At 44.6% G+C, this 18,556-nt stretch carries 8 protein-coding genes; 3 read left to right on the top strand and 5 right to left on the bottom strand.

Translation table 11 applies throughout. The annotated features are described in order from the left end of the window. Positions 1–234: 234 nt before the first annotated feature. The 5 genes from C5749_RS11585 to C5749_RS11565 are packed head-to-tail and all read right to left on the bottom strand — an operon-like array spanning position 235 to position 12,411. Entirely contained in the window at positions 235–3,726 is a 3,492-nt protein-coding gene (locus C5749_RS11585) for a malectin domain-containing carbohydrate-binding protein (RefSeq protein WP_105726197.1), read from the bottom strand. Further along, the gene (locus tag C5749_RS11580) at positions 3,726–6,518 is read right to left on the bottom strand and encodes a glycoside hydrolase family 95 protein (protein ID WP_105726195.1); all 2,793 of its coding nucleotides are present in this window, start codon (positions 6,516–6,518) and stop codon (positions 3,726–3,728) included. The genes C5749_RS11585 and C5749_RS11580 overlap by 1 nt, the downstream gene beginning before the upstream one ends. 6 nt (positions 6,519–6,524) lie before the next feature. Further along, positions 6,525–8,108, bottom strand: a complete 1,584-nt coding sequence (locus tag C5749_RS11575; RefSeq protein ID WP_105726193.1) for a glycoside hydrolase family 28 protein — start codon at positions 8,106–8,108, stop codon at positions 6,525–6,527. Beyond that, positions 8,105–9,646, bottom strand: a complete 1,542-nt coding sequence (locus tag C5749_RS11570; RefSeq protein ID WP_219847970.1) for an MGH1-like glycoside hydrolase domain-containing protein — start codon at positions 9,644–9,646, stop codon at positions 8,105–8,107. Before C5749_RS11570 ends, C5749_RS11575 begins: the two co-directional genes overlap by 4 nt. 14 nt (positions 9,647–9,660) lie before the next feature. After that, entirely contained in the window at positions 9,661–12,411 is a 2,751-nt protein-coding gene (locus tag C5749_RS11565) for an alpha-d-galacturonidase (protein WP_105726191.1), read from the bottom strand. Between the two features lie 312 nt (positions 12,412–12,723). Between C5749_RS11565 and C5749_RS11555 the strand changes: the two genes are divergently transcribed. The 3 genes from C5749_RS11555 to C5749_RS11545 all read left to right on the top strand — a co-directional run bounded on the left by C5749_RS11555 (position 12,724) and on the right by C5749_RS11545 (position 18,548). After that, on the top strand, positions 12,724–13,320 hold the full coding sequence (locus C5749_RS11555) for a hypothetical protein (protein WP_146113743.1): 597 nt from the start codon (positions 12,724–12,726) through the stop codon (positions 13,318–13,320). Between the two features lie 495 nt (positions 13,321–13,815). Further along, positions 13,816–17,067: a SusC/RagA family TonB-linked outer membrane protein gene (locus C5749_RS11550; protein WP_245893733.1), complete on the top strand. Its 3,252-nt coding sequence runs from the start codon at positions 13,816–13,818 to the stop codon at positions 17,065–17,067. 11 nt (positions 17,068–17,078) lie between these two features. Further along, on the top strand, positions 17,079–18,548 hold the full coding sequence (locus tag C5749_RS11545; RefSeq protein WP_105726185.1) for a SusD/RagB family nutrient-binding outer membrane lipoprotein: 1,470 nt from the start codon (positions 17,079–17,081) through the stop codon (positions 18,546–18,548). Positions 18,549–18,556 lie beyond the last annotated feature (8 nt).

The following is an 18,556-nucleotide window of genomic DNA, read 5'->3' as shown; positions in this document are numbered from 1 at the left end:
TGTCAAAAAAGGGATAGTACAATACGTAACATATTGCTTCGCGATTACGCCAGTAAAACGGCCTTGTATTGTTCGGCGGCCATCTTTGAGCAGACTATTCCGTTAAAAACAGAATAATGTCTGAACGAAGTGAGTTTTATTCTGTTTAAGAATAGTCAAACAAAGATAGCCGAACCATACTCAGCCTTGATTTTTTTGCTTCGTTTTTTTATCAAGAAAAAAATGAAGAAAAGACTACTTCACATCAACCGCATCAATATAAATATCCTTTGCATCGATAGACTTTACCCTGACTCGGTAGGTACCTGCATTGATCATCGTACCGGTATCGGTATCGATATAGTTCCATTTACCTGCTCGAGTAGGCTCTAAACGAACGCGCTCCTCGGATTTCAGTACCACATCATCCATCGTGATCAGTTCAATAGTAGCTTCCCTCGTCTCGCCGAATGGGTTATGGTATTTCAACATGAGGGCGTACACATCGGCTACTCCAACCTTAATCTCGAATTCCACCCAACCGTCGTTTTCCGTATATTGTAAACGTTCTTGCTTCTGGAAATCTATTTTTTTCATTTCCTCATAAGCCGTAGCTTGATTCGCTTTATATGTCACCGATTCTTTGAGATCAAACGCCGGTTGCAAACCACTCTGCTGCTGGAATACCACGAGCTCGGCTTTGGTGTTTTTTGGTAAGTGCCACTCTTCTTCGTTATCCAATACCTTACGGTATACCTGCAGATATTCGCCTTTGTTATTCATTATGGAGTCTCCCATAAACTCGTATCCGGGTTGCTCTTCATTCGAGAGGAGATAGAAGTTTGTCGGCTGACGGAAAGAAAACGTAATATCGTCTTCCACGTCGCTGATTGGAAAATAGTCTGCACCATAGAGATATCCAGGCAGTTGTTGAAAAGATAACTTTTGTACGGAGTCATACGCTAGTCCAATATCCATCCAGCGTTTTATGCTAAGATTTTCTCCGTCTTTCAGCACCGCATTAAAGTGTGTTAATTTCTTGTCGTTGGCAGGCTGCGTCTCTGCCGAAGCGATAGCAATGGCTTGAATCACGGCTTGCCCGGCCGCTATATGTGGAAAATGAACTGTCAACTGCCCACCTTGCACGGTTACCTCATAGACACGCTTTAGAGCCGCGTCGTGGCCTGCTTCCTTCCATATGTCGAGATCTTTTTCTTGTACGACATCATTGATAGCCACATCAAAAAGCCGCATCGCGGTGCCGTCTTTTAATCCTGCTCCCCCCACCCACGGTTCGGCAAAATACAGCTCTACACGATATTTCCCATCAGGTACGTCAAAACGGTAAGCTAATTTATCTAGACCATAGCGAAATGTTTGAAACAGCGACCAGTCGGCTACACCCTTAATTGGGTCAAAGATGCGCCGTTGGCTTGCAAAAATAGAGGAAATATCTTCATAGCTGTCTGCCCAAGATATCGACCCCCAACCTGTTTCACTTGTATACGGCTGATCGGCCATCCAATGTTGCTCAAATCTATCGGTATAGGCTGGGCCACCACTGTTCACCCGATATAGATAATGCATATCTGCTTCACCCTTCAACAATGTTGACGAAACATCGCGCATCTGTTCAAAATTCGGGCTCTGCGGTAAGTTGAACAGAACAATAGTGTCCCGGACGACGGTCTTACCGCCATTTCTTCCTTCTGCGTATAACACGTTATACTGTATATTTACTCCATTGAACTCAAATGGCCTACCAAATCCTGGGTGCTTTTGCACGCCTAAGGAAACATCTTCCAGATCATTGAAGAGCTCTACCTCTTCACAATTGGAGAAGATGCGGATAGCATCTTTAATACCGGCCGTCAACCAACGGTTGGGCCATGTATGAGATGCGATGTGAACCATCGGATCATGCTTATCACTGTAATGTGCACGGTACATATAATACGCATCCGTCGGTTCCCCCCAGGGGGTCAACAAACCTTTATAATTGACCGGCCCAATTTTATCCAGATCACGAAGTCCCTCGCCCCCTTGTATTCGGCCGGGATTATCATGGGAATTCCACAACCATTGGTAATGCCCGATGGCTTCATTTTTCACCGAGTCGGCTAGCCGCAGTTTGGTTTCTAATATTTCTGTAAAACGCGCCTCGCTGTAGACCGGATGGTTGGGGAGATAGGGTGGTTCGGCATGTAGTTCCAAAGTACGCCATGCACCGTATTCGCCTACTAACAGTTGGCGTTTTAAGTCTTCACCATACGTATTATGGTCGCCGCCGTACGTGCCTGTCCAATTTTGCGGCACATCCCAGTCGGTACCGCTTCCACCGTTACAGGTGGTCACCAATCGCTGGATAGAGGCTGTAGGGTCTAGTGATCGGATGATCTCCATGCACTCCCGTGTGAAATCTTCCGGCAAGGTACTTTCGTTTTCTATACCCCAAAGAAAAACAGAGGGACTGTTTCTACGCTCTTTTACCCAATCGCGCAGCAGGTTTTTAAAATTGGTCCGGAACGCTTCGTTGTCGAACCAGATATGCGCTGCCATTTGTGTCCACAGCAGAACACCGTTTTCATCCCAAAACTGTTGGTATCGTAAATTATGCGGTTGGTGCGCGTCTCGGAAGGAATTGAACCCTAACGCTTTCATATCGCGGACACGCGCAGCTATTTCTTCAGCGGTAAAGGCATGTGAACCGCCTAGTTTATGCTCATACTCTGCAATGCCATGGATGAACACCGGTTTCCCGTTAACGAGCAACTGATTCGTACCGATCGGTTTTAACCCTTTCGGCCAGCGTATCGAACGTATTCCATAAGGTGTTTCCACCTGATCGAGTACACGACGTCCTTCCTTTACAATAGTTTCCATGGTATACAAATACGGATCTTCCGTATCCCATAGCGATGGTTTAGCCACATGAATGGCCGACAACTTAAACGCATTCGTTGTATGCGCACCGATTTGCTGCACATCTTTGCTGCTATATACCTTTTTACCCTTTGCATTACGCATGTGCGTCACAATGGTCAACTGTCGGGTTTTATTTGACGTATTCTGTATCTCTACCGTTTGCTGTATGTCCGCTCCGGTTTCGTCCGCCGTTTCATCATTCCAATAATGCACACCAAAAGGCGCAATATTGACATCATTTTTTACAATGAGGCTGACTGGCCTAAAGATTCCCATAGGTTGAGAACCTTCGGAAAATCCACGCTCAGCAGATCCGCCACCGTCTACCCAAGGTAGGTCCCGAATCAGCGTCGGATGATCGGCACGCACGGCCAATAAGTTGGGGCGTCCATCCGTGTAAATCGCATCGGTCACATCCAGCGTGAACGTCGTCCGTCCACCGGCATGATACCCTACCTGCTTTCCATTCAGCCAAACGGTAGCATACGACCCTACCCCTTCAAAGAAAACGTAGAAACGCTTTCCCTGGGGTTTCTGCCGAATGGTAAATTCTTTACGGTACCAAGCGTATCCGAATTGGTTTCCGCGAAGCAAACGTCGGTATCCGCCATATTGGTCCCAATTATGCGGAACGTCTACGGATTTCCAATCCCCAGTTTCTACGAAGGATGCTTGCTCGAAACCTTGATAACGGGACGAATCTTGTTCGTCCATAATCGTTTGCCAACCTTCGTCAAGTGATACCGTTTGACGCGGAGATTGGGCAAAAGCGGAGGTTATGAAAATAATAAACAGAGAAATACCGGCAACAATGTTACGCATTATTTTAAGAGATTAAGTTCGGTATCGAACATATACGTTTTATTCTTTTTTGTGGGAATCTCGACGACCTTCCCGTTGAATCGAAGTTTGAGCGGCTTACCTCCAAGCGAACGCAAAGACAGGGATGTTAACTGATGATTTTCCCACGCAAGGTCAATTTCAAAATTACCCCGCGCTTTGAGCCCACTCACTTTTCCCTGAGAAAGTTCCTTGGGAAGGGCGGGTAAAATATCTACTATATCCGTATGGCTTTGCACTAACATTTCACCAATTCCAGCTGCTCCGCCAAAATTCCCGTCTATTTGGAATGGCGGGTGAGCATCAAACAAGTTTGGATAAGATCCACCTGCACTGCCGGCAGGCCGCAACAGCATTTTTATCATTTTATACGTATGCTGTGCATCTTTTAGCCGCGCCCAAAAATTTATTTTCCATGCCAAACTCCAGCCAGTGCCATCATCGCCACGCATAATTAAGGATTGCTTCGCGGCTTCAACTAGCTCCGGTGTCTGGTCCATATTAATTTCGTTACCAGGATGTAACCCCCATAAATGGGAAACGTGCCGATGTTTGTTATCTGGATCATCAATATCCTCCAACCATTCTTGCAACTGCCCATATTGACCAATTTGGTTCGGCGCAATCTGCGGGATCATCGTTTGTATGGAATCCCTTAGCGACGCATCTTTATTCACCAGTTTTGAAGACTCCGTGAAAATACGGAATAATGTCCGGATAATCTGATGATCCATGGCAGGTCCTTTTACTAATCCGCCATTCTCCGGAGAATTGGAAGGCGTACTGACCAACCAGCCGGTTTTTTCGTCTTTGATCAAAAAATCTTTAAAGAAAAGGGTTGCGCCTTTTATGACATCGTAATATTCGGCAAGAAATTTTGGATCTTGGTTGAACCGATAATGCTCCCATAAATGAGTAACCAACCATGCACCTCCAGTCGGCCATATGCCGTGGTTCGAATTGTTAATTGGAGCTGTTCCTCGCCACAGGTCCGTATTATGGTGATGAACCCACCCTCGTGCGCCGTAATATTCGCGGGCTGTTTCTGTTCCTGCTTCACTTAATTCCCGGATCATTTGAAACAAAGAATGATGTAATTCGCCCAATTGGAGCATTTCTGTGGGCCAGTAGTTCATCTCCAAGTTGATGTTGGTGGTGTACTTGCTTCCCCATGAAGGCTCTAGCCAAGGGTTCCATATCCCTTGCAGATTGGCGGGACGGGTCCCTTCGCGCGCGCTGGCTATCTGCAAATAACGCCCATATTGTATATACAGTGCGATCAGATCGGGATCTGCTCCGGTTACAAATCGTTCGAGACGTTCATCAGTGGGCATAGCGCGAGCCTCTGTTCCACCGAGATCTATATTAAAGCGCCCGTATAACTGTTGGTAATCATGCTCGTGAGCACGCAGTAATTGGAGAAAACCTTTTTTTCTTACGTTCTGGTGGTGGTCCTGCGCCGCGTGTTTATAGCCGGGGACCAAGGTTTTGTAGTTACCATAGTTGGTCGCTCCTGTTAGCAGGATATCGGCGGTGGTCGCTCCTTGTACCTGCAGTTGACCATCCTTCTCGGTCATCGTTCCGCCCTGCAACTTCACCGTAAGATAGGAAGTACCTTCTAAGGCTCCACCTTTGACGTAAACCGTCATAGCAAGCGTTTGATCATCCACCTTCCAGACACGGTGTTTTTCGTGCTTCGTTTCCAGTGCTAGCGCGAAAGAAACTTGCTGGGGCTTATCTGCTGCTAAACGGATAGCGATTACGTTATCAGGGTGACTCGCAAAATAAGTGCGGGTATATTCCACACCGGCTTGTCGGTAGCGAACTTCCGAGACCCCGCGCTCTATATCCAACCTACGTTTATATGCTTCGGTATCTCCTTTGGGAAAACGGAATTTCAATACACCGAAAGGTTGATATGACGCTTGAAAAGCGCCCACCTTAGGTACATCGGAATCTTGTATCCAATATTTCCACGGTCCGACCAAGGAAATAAACTTTCCTGATGCATTTTTTATGCCGATGTGGTTCGTGGTGTCTTTATACCCCGCTATCCCCCCCTTTCCCGTAAGATTGATGATCTGGACCGCCACAACATTCTTACCTTCGCGAAGAATCTCCTTCGGGATGTTGTATAGACGCTTTGTGTGGTCTCCATGTTCATGTCCGACCAACTGTCCATTGATGTAGGTATAGTCTTCTTGCCTAGCTTTATTTAAATCCAATTGCCAGTCCTCACCAGCAAGGTCTTCCGCAGTCAATTCAAAGGTCGTTCGGAACCAAACAGCGCCATCAAGTGCCTCCAAACCAATTTCCTCCCAGCCCTCGTAGCTCGGTACCGGAAAGGTGGGCCATCGGCTATCGTCGAACGCAAATGTATACGCTCCGTTTGGCTTTTCACGCTCTGCTCCTACACGATCTAACCATGGTTTCGGGTCTTCCGTTTCACTCTTCAAGCCCATAAACTCGCGCATGGCCAGCTCTTCTGCATCCTGTTGCTTGCCTTGTTCAAGCAGGAGTCTAATGGTATCCAGGTATTGTCTTGCGTTAGTCTTGTTGTAATTCCGCGGCTCTCCCGTCCAAAGCGTCTCCTCGTTGAACTGGACTTCTTCTACCGTATCTCCCCCAAATATCATCGCTCCCAAACGTCCGTTTCCGATGGGCAAGGCTTCTTCCCACTGCTTAGCTGGTTCATCATACCATAGCTGGTGCTGCCCATGCACGTGCAGGCTTGTCGTCGTTATTACAAAAAGGATAAAAAACGTTAAACGCATGTTATATTATTTCTTTTGTGCTTCGATATTGTTGGTTAAAACAGCAGACGTCGTAGAACCCGTGACGGTGTTTTCTACATGCATAAAATTATTGCCATGTATAAACACTTCGCTGTTTTCATCCCCAATAAGCTCCAAAAATGAATTCGTTCCTAGGCTTGGGTAATTTTGCTGTATATTCGCTTTTTGCACCCCTTCAAACACCAACATTGGCCGGTCTGCTTTTGGTGTATTATTTTGGACACCGGTAATGTGTAAACCTTCCATATTCTTCGCCGTGATGAGTGATTCATCCGCGACATCTACCTGTACGTTATTGAACGAGATATTCTTTGCATTTTCAATCGAAAAACCCGATTTCGATTGCATATTGATGTTGTTAAAGCTCACATTTTCCACCGGCATCTCTTCCAGTCCAAGTATTAAACCCACGCGATTGGCTGTTCCGGCCATATCACTGATATAGACATTTTTAAACAACGGAGTGCGTTCCGAAACGGGCTCCTTGTCCGTTTTTGCATACTGCATGTTTAATACAATTGCTTGATCACGTATGTTGCGCATGACGATATTGCTTACCCGAATGTTTTCCACCACACCGCCACGACCTCGAGCTGTTTTTAACCGTATACCGCGGTCTGTCCCGTCAAATATACAATTGGAAATGACGATATTCTTCACGCCGCCTGACATTTCACTGCCAATGACTACACCACCATGCCCACGCAACATCGTACAATTGGTGATGGTGTAGTTTTCTGCCGGAATATTCACTTTACGACCGGAGCGATCTTTTCCGGACTTGATGGTGATACAGTCATCCCCTACGGAGATATGACAGTTAGCGATGTGCACATTGCTGCAAGATTCCGGATTAATCCCGTCGGTATTTGGTGAGGGTGGATTGTCGATGGTCACCCCATCAACGGTTACATTGTCACAATATTGCGGATTGACCGTCCAGAAAGGCGAGTTTTGAATTTTGATGTCTTTTATTTGTACATTATTACAATGCAGAAACTGTATAAAAGGCGGACGTAGAAAGCCGCGCTCAACCCATCCCGGCAAATCTGGAGCTAAAACGTCCTTGTTTAGGCGTTTAAACTCTTTTTGCCATTTGGTTAACTCGCCTTCTTTTTGTTCACGAATAGTCACTTCGGAGTATCCCCACCATTTCTTGCCGTGTCCATCAATTAAACCGCGGCCAACAATAGCTATATTTTCGAGATCTTTACCGTAGATTAGTGGAGAGAAGTTAGTCACTTCAGTGCCTTCCCAACGAGATTCCACCATCGGAAGATAATGATCGAAATCGTCGCTGAAATGTAGCTCTGCGCCCGCGTCAATAAAAAGGGTTATGTTGCTTTTAAAATGGATGGGCCCGGTAATATACTTACCTGCTGGAAAATAAACCGTCCCGCCCCCTTTGCTCGCGGCAGCATCAATGGCTTTGGCAATAGCGTCGGTGTTAAGCCCCGTACTGTCGTTGCTTCCGCCGTAATCCAATACGTTATAAAATTGTTGTGCCTGCACCGACAAACCCATAGCGGCAACAAACAACCATAATGCAATAATTCCTCTCTTTATCATCTTAAGTTAACTTTTAACGATTTTAATTTTTTAGACTTAGCAACACGCTTGCCGTCTACGTAGACTGTCAGTCCTTTTCCTTTTCCGTACTGTGAGCCATTTTTATCCCAATAGATATCTACGACTTTATCCTTATAGGACACCCCCTGAAGGGTAAAATAGGCCCATTGATCTTGTGGGATAAGGGGCTTTAATTCGAAACTGTTACCCAGCTGCGGCTTGAACCCGATAAGATCTTGAATAACCACATCCGCGAATGTCGAGTGATTGTAGAATTTGCTACGGGGATGGTCTCCTTTCAACCAGTAGCCCGTGCGCTCGTCTTGATATTCACCAATATAAGGCTTACCATCCATGACGTGAGATGCGGCATACTGATGCACGGCTTCATAAAAATCGTCTTTCGTGATGGTGTTGCCGCGTTTGTAGTCAGCGAGAAAGTTGGCCATCCCCCGTAAAGTTTGCGTACTGGCGAACGGCCAGATAGCGCCGTCCCACTCACAGCCATGACCGGAACCTCGCGTGCGGAAGGTTGGTTCTCTGCGTTCAGCGGTGGTGAGCCCCCAAGGCGCCTTAAACCCCGCTGTATCAATAACCTGCGACCATGCTTCCGCATAGGAACGATGGTCAGGCACAATATGAAAGCTCCAGGGAATAAACCCGATAGCTTCCCGTGCCGGGTGTAAACCTTTACCTTTTTCTACGCGTGTCTTAAAGAAACTGTCTTTTTCATCCCAAAGTGAATCTACCAACAATGTGGCTAGCCGCTCCGCCTTTGTTTCATAATTACGCTTCAAGCTATCATTTCCGACCATTTCCGCGATCTTCGACAGTGCTCGTGCATTGGCAACCATATAGCTGTTGATGGTTGGTCGCATGTTTTCTTCTCTGCGCCCGCCGGATACGGACTCTTCCATACCGTCCTTCACATCATGCTGCCAAAATAGACCGTTCGGCAATTGGCGTTCTTCTTCCCATTTCAAATAGTCTTTATCCAGATCGTTCAAACGACTGGCTAAGTATTCTTCATCGTCTTGCACCATGTGATAGGCTAGCAAAGCATCCGGCAACCAAGAGCTAAATTGATGAAAACGCGGCCTGCTTTCACCTTTATCAGCATGATATAACCAAAAGTCAACATACTCTTTCAAAAAATCATTGTTCCGCAGCCATCTTCCTTCATAGATATGATGACCCAATGCACAACTAATAGCATTATATCTAGCAGCGTGTTTTACGGGTTCGATAAATTCCGTGACAATCGTCCCCTCCGGCGTTTCTTTGATGTGTTTTCGGTAAGACCACCACCGGAAATAATAAATTTCTTCTATCGCACTGTCCGGACAGGCAAATAACGGAATGTTTTCTTTCATCCATGCGGCGGAACTCTTGTTGTCAATCTTGTTGATGACCGCCTCGTTGTCTTGACTATTAAATTTATCAACGTAGGTATCAAGCTTCCTGTTCAAGTCCTCCTGGGCAGCTAGGGCTCCAGGTAATAAAAACAGCAGTATACCGGCAAGTTTATTCATTTTCATTTGTTTTCTTTTTATTATAGTTTAGTCTCTTCATAATAACCGAAGAGGTCATCCATATCATCGCCCTGATTATCGACATCGGCGTTATACGCGTGTTGAAGCGCGTCGTCTGCCACAAAACCTAAAATCAAAGCTTCTCCTTTTGGGATTTTCAGCTCATTTTTCCCTTTCGGAAACGAATAGGTGTGGATATCGAGCATTGGCATATATTGTACGCGCAGCGCGTTGCGAATTTTAGCTTCTGCCTGCCCATAATCATTCGCAGAGGCATCAATTTCCAATACTGGCTTAGGCGCAAATACTTTATCTGTATTATTAAAGTATCCTACCAATACTTTTACGTTTTGATCACTTTCAAATTTCAACGTTGTGCCATTCAATTTCTGCTCTTCTGAATTGATCATCACGGCTTTCATCCCTTCCAGTTCGTTAGCCAAGTGTGTAACAACCAATTCTTGGTCTAAATGCAATTTCGCACCTTTCTTTAAAACCGTATACTGGACATCTGCTTTTACTGCAACTTCTTTATCGTTGAGCAGCTTCCGCTCTTTTTTAGGTTGACCAACGGTAGCGGCTATCGAATCTATTGCCTCCTTAAAATTATGCAACTCGGTCTCGAAGACAGGCAACATCTCTGTCCAATGTTTGAAGGTGGCATCTACACCACGCATCGGGATTTTCCGTTGCTTTGTCTGCATACTATTGGCGTACAAATAGGTATCTTTTGTCAAATCCGTCAATTTTTTGTAGGCTGCTACACTTTTTTCAAAATCGGGCAGTGCTTTCCGAAGCGATGCTAAGTCCGCGGTGTACTTGTATTCCAACAGCTGAATAGCCGCTTTTACTTTACAGCTATAGTGCTCGGCAAGCGCTTGGTGTATATAGACATCATTTATCAGACGCTGAAACTCCTCTTTATTCTTGTTCGCAGCCCGCTCAATCTCTTTTACTGCCTGTACGGCTTTATTTGCATGTGTTACAATCTCGTCCGCAACACGCATGGGCGTTTCACCGGTATGCTGTTCATCTTTGAACTCCTTTTCCGCATAATCAATGATCATCTCTCCTTCCGGTGCTTCTGAGTCATAAAGCAAGGTAAAGAGCCCGTATCGATATGGGTTGATAAGTTGTGTCATCAACATGCCCAACGAAGAGGTTTGGCGATTACCATCTGTAATACCAAAACGACGGAGAATCTTCGGCGATATTTCTCCAACTTCGTCCAATGCGGTTAAGAGATTGGTTGCATCTTTCGCTGAAATACCGTAATAGTCGCTCAATAAAGATGACCAATAGGCTTTTTCTTCCGATTCGGGGCGATCAGCTTTCCATGCATATCGTGCCCAAGCTTTATACCACATCCAATCACGTTCGACTTGTAACAAGCGCTTTTCGGTCTTATCTGCCGTATACGGCCAATCCCAGTAAGAAGCTTGAGGATATAGATGCAGACCATTTGAAAAATGGATGTCGTGCATTGATTTCACCGATTTCTGTATGAAATCGGGTGCCGCATACCTGAACGGCTCCAGATTTGCTAAGATATGTACATTTTGTATATGTACGGTTCCAATACTACCCAACGTTTGATGTAGCTCCGCCCATTTCCCTCGCGTTTCATAAGTGGTAAGAGCTTCGCCATTAAACTTCGCCATCGTGTACAAATTCTTATAGATTGGTAACGCCTCCTTCATCACGGCCGGTGCGTCGGTATCGTGCGCCCGCAAAATAATCGGTGGCTCCAGTTCACTATATATAGCACTAAGACCGTCTTTTACTCCCGGAATAATCGTTTTTGTGAACCAATCGATATCGTCCTGTCCGACGCCTTCCATTGCTTCCCCCAATGTAACGAGTAGCCCGACGTTCGGATATTTTTCGACAAATGCAGCAATGGATTTACGTGTATAATCTTCTATGAGTGGCGTAATGACCCGGTTTCTTTCCTGGGTCTTCAGACCATGTTTGTCTGCAAAGGGTTTTGGAAGCAGAATATTGTAAAACATCTGAATGACCCAGATCCCTCGTTTGTTCGCCTCTTCTGTTAAAAATCGGTAGATTTCTTCATTCTTAGCGAAAGTTTCGTCGTCCACCTCCAGCGCATATGGGTAATCTTTCAATTTCACCAACGACGAAAAAGGATGTCCGTTCCACAAATACAACGTATTGTAACGGTTTTCCAACATCATATCCAGATACTGCACCCATAATTCCTTGTCATAGAACCATGGAAACAAATCTTCGGTATAAGGATATTCGTATACATCACGTCCCGGTAGATATTTGGTTTTCTGCATACCTATAGCCGTTCCACGCAGCACCATTTCGGGCGCGTCGGCAAAGGAAACAGGATCCTCCCCGTAGAAGGTATTTTTGGACGCCTCCTCACAGCCATATAGCAGCCCGGTTTCGTCCTTTCCTAGAATAATAAGGGGTGATGTTTTATCTTTTCTATAAATAATGAAAGACTCCTTGCTTTCGAGGTTTTTTAATAAAACCTCCGGTACCAACGTTTCCCACTGCGCTCCTGTACCCAACAGCCCAAGCACAAGATCATCTTTTTGTAGCTTGGTTTCTGGAAAGTGGTATACGTCTGCCTGTAGTCCTGTAATCGCCGCTATTTTATCTACCGCATACTGTAATCGTTGTTCATTCGCCACAGCGTCCCGGACGTAAAGGATACGGAGAGGTCTGGCAATTAGATCTGTCAGACCCGCCAATCCACATAAACAAAACACCAAAACATATCTATAAACCCAATTCATTTTTTTCTATTCCCCCTGTTAAATGCATCCGCCAGGGCAATAACGTGTCCTACACAAAATTTAAACGCTAATGCACCTTTATATTGGTTATTCAAAACAACAATTAAAATCGCAATTATTCCTCTGTATAATTATCTTATTATTACAGAATATTATCATCGCAACCCTTTATAACACGGAAGTTACAAACAAAAGAAGCAAACATGATATAAAAAATATAATATCGAAGAGCAAAAATTTGCAAATACATTATTTATTTTTCAACTTTAGCGCTCTATTTAAGAAGAAATTATTTTAGATACCTCCATGTTTATGTTAAAAAAACTCGTGTTTTTCGCTTTTATCGTATTGTCAACTACGCTTTTCGGACAACAAAAACGCATGTTGCCCTACGCCATACAAGAAGGCACATTGAATGAACAGTTCACTAACCTCAGCAATATGTCTAGATCGCAGGCGGGCGATTTCAAGCTTATCCGTCGGACGAATTTAGAAATTGTTCGAAAAAATGTACTGGACTCCATAGCACGGTATCAAAAAGAGATTACGGCACTAAAAACAAACACCTCTTCATCGACGGGCACGATTAGTGCCTTGCGAGATTCGGTTACTACATTGGATGCTGCGTTGCAAACGGAACGACATAAGACGGATAGCATTTCTTTCCTGGGTATTGATTTTGCCAAAGGATCTTACCACACCATGGTGTGGAGTATTATTATTGTCTTTTTATTGGCCTTTTTAATAACGCTAGCTTCCTTCAGAAAGGCAAAGGTGGACACAAACGAACACCAAAAAACTGCAGCTGAATTACAGGAGGAATTACAGAATTTACGCAAGAAATCACTGGAAAAAGAGCAACTGCTCAAACGCCAATTGCTCGATGAGCAGATGAAACGCGGTTCTTAATATACCGTTTTCTCAATATTTTCATACAGAAGCACGCCAGGATTGGCGTGCTTCTGTATTTTTACCCACTCTATATCAACCAATTACCCCAACAACCACTAGTAGCCCCAATTTGATCTTGTCGTAGCATTTTTATGTCACAACGGGTTATGTTACTCCTTGGTGTCCATTCGCATTATCATATAGTTACATTACACTTTCGAAAAACAATAAACAAACTTTCACTTGCCTACGATTATATATTTTTTAGTTACGAATTATTGCGTATTAACTTTTTTATGATTAACATTGTATTTCAAAACTGACTATTTCTCTGATAAAATTAAAGAACAACAAATAAGCCTCTGACAGATAAACTTAATAATAAGACGAAGACAGCAATATATTAGGAACTAAATGAAAAGCTTTCGTAGAGTTTCGTTTCAAAAGGGGACTTACGTTAAAATGACTACACTAGTTTACACGCTAACTCGAATAATAACAAAAAACACCAATATGATGAGAATTTTACTCGACCAAAGAGCAAAAAGCCACCATGTAATTTCAAAAAGAAATTGTATGCTGCGGTTATCTGCGTTCTTATTACTCGCTCCACTGGCTCCGGCAGCAGCGAATAATATCGAACGAACGCACATCAGCTATCAGAATCAAGAACAAGTAACGCTGCAAGGAAAAGTGTTAGATGCCACCAGTGGCGAACCCGTTTCATCAGTCACGATTACCAGCCAGGGAAGAACGCTGGGTACAACCGATGCTTCTGGAAATTTTTCCATTAGCGTACCGCAAGGAAACGAAGTAACTTTTTCCAGTATAGGGTACACCGCCCACACACAACGTGTTACTGCGGGGGGAGAGATTACTGTCCGTTTAGCATCTAGTATGCAAGAAGTTGAAGAGGTTGTGGTAACAGCATTGGGAATAGAGCGGGAGAAAAAAGCGTTAGGCTATGCCGCAACCGAGTTAAAAGGGGAGCAACTTACCGAAGCACTTCCCAACAACTGGTCGGAGGCATTATCCGGTCGCGTTGCTGGAGTAAACCTCGTCCGTTCGGGAGCCGGGCCTGCCGGATCTAATAAAATCATCCTACGTGGGGAAAATAACTTAACCGGATACAATGAAGCTTTAATTGTAGTCGATGGGGTTGTCATATCTCACAGTAGCGGAAATCAGGTCGGCACAGGTCATGGAGCTTACCTAGGCGGCGATTCACCTTCCGATTTCGGTACGGGCATCAACGATATCAACCCAGAAGACATCGAGTCACTAACCGTATTAAAGGGTGCCAATGCAACGGCATTATATGGACAGCGCGGAGCCAACGGCGCGATTGTTATCACGACAAAGAAAGGCCGTTCAAGAAAAGGTGTTGGTGTTACAATAACTTCTAACGCTACTATGGAATCGATTTCCAGATGGCCGGATTATCAATTTGAATATGGCCAGGGAACAGAGGGGGTACGCTATTATTCTTTTTTAGCTGGACCAGATGGCGGTAGTACGCGGAGCACGAGTTCAGCATGGGGTCCCAAATTTGACGGACAGTATTATTTCCAATACGACCCCTTAACGCAAACACGTGCAACAGAACGAACTTTATGGCAAGCCTACCCGGATGAGCGCAAAAAGTTTTTCAATACGGGCACGACGTTTACAAACTCGATCAGTCTAGATGGCGGCGACGACAAAACTCAGTTCCGTTTCTCCCTTACTGACTTACGAAACAACTGGATTATTCCCAATACAGGATATGAAAGAAACAACGTTTCCCTGACGGCAAACCATAGCGTAACCGATAAACTGAAAATACAGGCAAGAATTAATTATCGTCAAAACCGCAGTGATAATTTACCTTCTACAGGATATAACAACCAATCGCTTATGTACTGGAATATGTTCTGGCAGCCTAACGCTCCTTTGGATTGGTTACGACAATATTGGCAAACCGGACAAGAAGACCAATTGCAAAACTATCCTTTCAGTAGTTTAGTAGATAATCCATTCTTGATCGTCAATGAAATGCTAAATAAAAACAAGCGCCATGGATTAACAGGTAGCGTAGAAGCATCGTATCAATTCTCAGACAACTGGCAATTGATGGCACGTACTTCCATGGATCTAAATGCAGAACAACGTAGCCAACAACGGCCATACGATACGGAGAAATTCCGAAAAGGTATGTTTCGCACACAAACAATAAACAATACGGAAATTTCCTCAGATATCATGCTAACATATAACAAGGAAATCAATGAAGATATCAAAATTAGTGTAACTGCCGGGGGTAGTAGCCTGCGAAACGAAGGTTTATTGGAACGTAATGCTGCAGATTCATTAGCTTACCCCGGTATCTATAATTTAGGGAATGCAGCAGGTATATTAGTAAGCACCCCCTACCGTTCTCACTATGCATTCAATAGTATATATGCCTTAGGTACTATATCCTATAAAGATTATTTATTTGCGGATCTTTCATTTAGAAACGATTGGTCAAGTACCCTTGCATCACCGCTAAGTAAAGGAAAACCGTTCCAGTACCCGTCTTTCAATCTTAGCTTTGTACTATCCGATCTTGTGGAATTGCCTAGGCAGTTTTCTCTTATCAAATTTAGAGGGTCAGCCGCAGAAGTTGGCAGCGGTTCGATGACACCTTTCCGAACATCTTACAATTATACGGTCGATCCTACGTTTCCCGGCGGACGATCCAACCCGACCTCCATGCCAAATCTATACTTACAGCCGTTGTCGACGTGGAGCTATGAAGCTGGCACAGATATTAATATGTTCCAGAACCGCTTTTCGCTAAACATGACGTGGTACACGGCCAAGACCTCATATCAGCATCTAACTGCCCAAGTAGACCGTTCTTCCGGTGCAAATAGTGTCCTTGTGAACGCTGGCCTCCTGCAAAACACCGGACTTGAAATCGAATCTAGAATCGTTCCGATACGCATACAGGACGGCCTGCAATGGACGGTGAGCCCCACATTTAGCACGAATAAAAATAAGGTGCTTGAATTAACGGATAATCTAGACACCGAGATGATACTCCAAAATGGACCTGGAAGTCGCGGAACGATTCTTGCCCGCGTAGGCGGCCGCATGGATGAGTTATGGGGTCGTGGCTATAAACGTGCACCTGATGGACAGATTATCTATGAAAATGGGCTGCCCGCCATTACCGAAGAGGTACAATATATCGGGCAGACCAATCCTGCTTGGCGTGTTGGATTGCATAATGAATTCCAATACAAACAGTTTCGCTTAGGATTCATGTTTGATGCTGCTTTTGGCGCCGTGGGGTACTCCCTTACTTCTGCCGTATTGTCCGAGCAGGGAAAAACGAAAAACACCCTTCCAGGTCGCTATAACGGTATTATCGGGAATGGGGTTATTGACAATGGCGATGGCACATATCGTTCAAACGATGTTATTGCGACCAATGTATGGGATTACTACAATGCCCATTTAGGACGCGACAATGTAGAAGGAACATCCTATTCCACAGATTTCTTAAAGCTTCGCGAAGTACGTTTTGATTACAGCTTAAACAAGACGCTACTTAGTCGTATAGGCTTACAACGTGCGACGGTAGGTGTTTTCGGCAGAGACCTATTCATCTGGTCTGATTGGCCAGCTTTCGACCCTGAATTTGGTACACTCGGAAATGGAGAGATTACACGTGGGTTCGAATTAGGGCAGTTCCCGGCTACACGTACGTTCGGCTTTAATTTAGTAGTAGGTTTATAATAAATACTGTTATGAAAAAGAAATTCATTTTTAAAACGATATATTTTCTCGGCATCGGTTTGGCCAGCATGATCTTATCGATATCATGTAATAAGGGCTTTCAAGAATTAAATACCAACCCGAATACAAGCCCCAAAGTACAGCCCGAAAACCTGTTGGCTCCTGCGATTACAAAATCCGTCAGTTATGGCATGAGCCGAGCCCAACGTGTCACCAACGAACTCATGCAGGTAACGGTAAACATGGGCGACGGTGAAGGTAGAATATTTCGATACGACATCAGGGAAACAGAAGCGGTTTACCTTTGGAACAATCTGTACCTCCAGTTACGAAACTTTAGAGACGTCTATGAGTTCGGTAAAGAACTCAATCAGCCCGAGTACATGGGGATCGCGCAGATATGTGAAGCTTGGCTATTTTCCATATTGACGGACACCTACGGTGACATCCCTTTTTCCGAAGCTCTACGAGGTAAAGACCTTAATAATTTCACTCCTGCATTTGACAAACAAGAAGATATTTATCCGGCCTTGTTTGAGAAATTAGAAGAAGCAAATGAGTTGTTAGGTGGCCTAGCTCCTGATTTCAAAATTTCAGGGAATGCAGACCCGATCTTCGGCGGTAGTGTTAGAAAATGGCGACAATTCGGAAACTCTCTTTATCTCCGGTTAGCGTTACGCTTGTCCCATAAAACAGAACTAAATACACCCGCCATCATCACCAAGATTGTAGATCAAGCCCCACTAGACTATCCTATCATGATCAGTAACGATGATTCGGCGATTCTACGATGGACAGGATCTGCGCCATATGTATCACCCTTTGCTACGTGGCGGCCAGCGGATTGGTACGCTCCCAAATCCGCTAGCTTTTTTGTAGATAACCTTAACGAAAGAAGTGACCCTCGGATAGTAACTTGGTTAGCGTTAGCTGGTGGTGACTATTTCGGTGTGCCGAGCGGATACCCAATTGGACAACCTCCCGTGGCTGGTTCAACGCTTCATACGGGACTATTGTCACACCCCCTAATGGGCAATATTCTCAATTACGGCGAGCTTCAATTTATTCTGGCTGAGGCAGCAGTTAAAGGATGGATAAGTGCTAAATCAGCCCAAGAGTATTATGAAGAGGGCATTATATCCAGCATCCATCTTTGGAACCACGAAGTACCGTCCTTTTACCTGACAACAGAACTTACCGCGTGGGATGATGGTTACAGCGAATATGAAAAAATGGAGTTAATCCATCTACAAAAATATTACGCGCTGTTCTTTACAGATCTGCAATCTTGGTTTGAATACCGGCGTACTGGACATCCAACTTTACCTATTGGCCCTGGGCATCTCAATGACGGAAAAATGCCGGCACGCTTGATTTATCCAGTATATGTGCAAACTGCAAATCGAGAAAATTATCAAAATGCGGTAGCGGAACAAGGTCCAGACGACATCAACACTTTGGTTTGGTGGCAGCGACCATAATTTAGATG

The organism is Sphingobacterium gobiense (assembly GCF_002980575.1).
GTDB classification, from domain to species: Bacteria; Bacteroidota; Bacteroidia; order Sphingobacteriales; family Sphingobacteriaceae; genus Sphingobacterium; species Sphingobacterium gobiense.
Note: the sequence above shows the minus strand (reverse complement) of the source record. Positions and strands in the feature narration are given on the sequence as shown.

Coding starts and splice junctions, on each gene's coding strand:
- C5749_RS11585 (WP_105726197.1), bottom strand. CDS start 3,726: ATGCGTAACATTGTTGCCGGTATTTCTCTGTTTATTATTTTCATAACC.
- C5749_RS11580 (WP_105726195.1), bottom strand. CDS start 6,518: ATGCGTTTAACGTTTTTTATCCTTTTTGTAATAACGACGACAAGCCTG.
- C5749_RS11575 (WP_105726193.1), bottom strand. CDS start 8,108: ATGATAAAGAGAGGAATTATTGCATTATGGTTGTTTGTTGCCGCTATG.
- C5749_RS11570 (WP_219847970.1), bottom strand. CDS start 9,646: ATGAAAATGAATAAACTTGCCGGTATACTGCTGTTTTTATTACCTGGA.
- C5749_RS11565 (WP_105726191.1), bottom strand. CDS start 12,411: ATGAATTGGGTTTATAGATATGTTTTGGTGTTTTGTTTATGTGGATTG.
- C5749_RS11555 (WP_146113743.1), top strand. CDS start 12,724: ATGTTAAAAAAACTCGTGTTTTTCGCTTTTATCGTATTGTCAACTACG.
- C5749_RS11550 (WP_245893733.1), top strand. CDS start 13,816: ATGATGAGAATTTTACTCGACCAAAGAGCAAAAAGCCACCATGTAATT.
- C5749_RS11545 (WP_105726185.1), top strand. CDS start 17,079: ATGAAAAAGAAATTCATTTTTAAAACGATATATTTTCTCGGCATCGGT.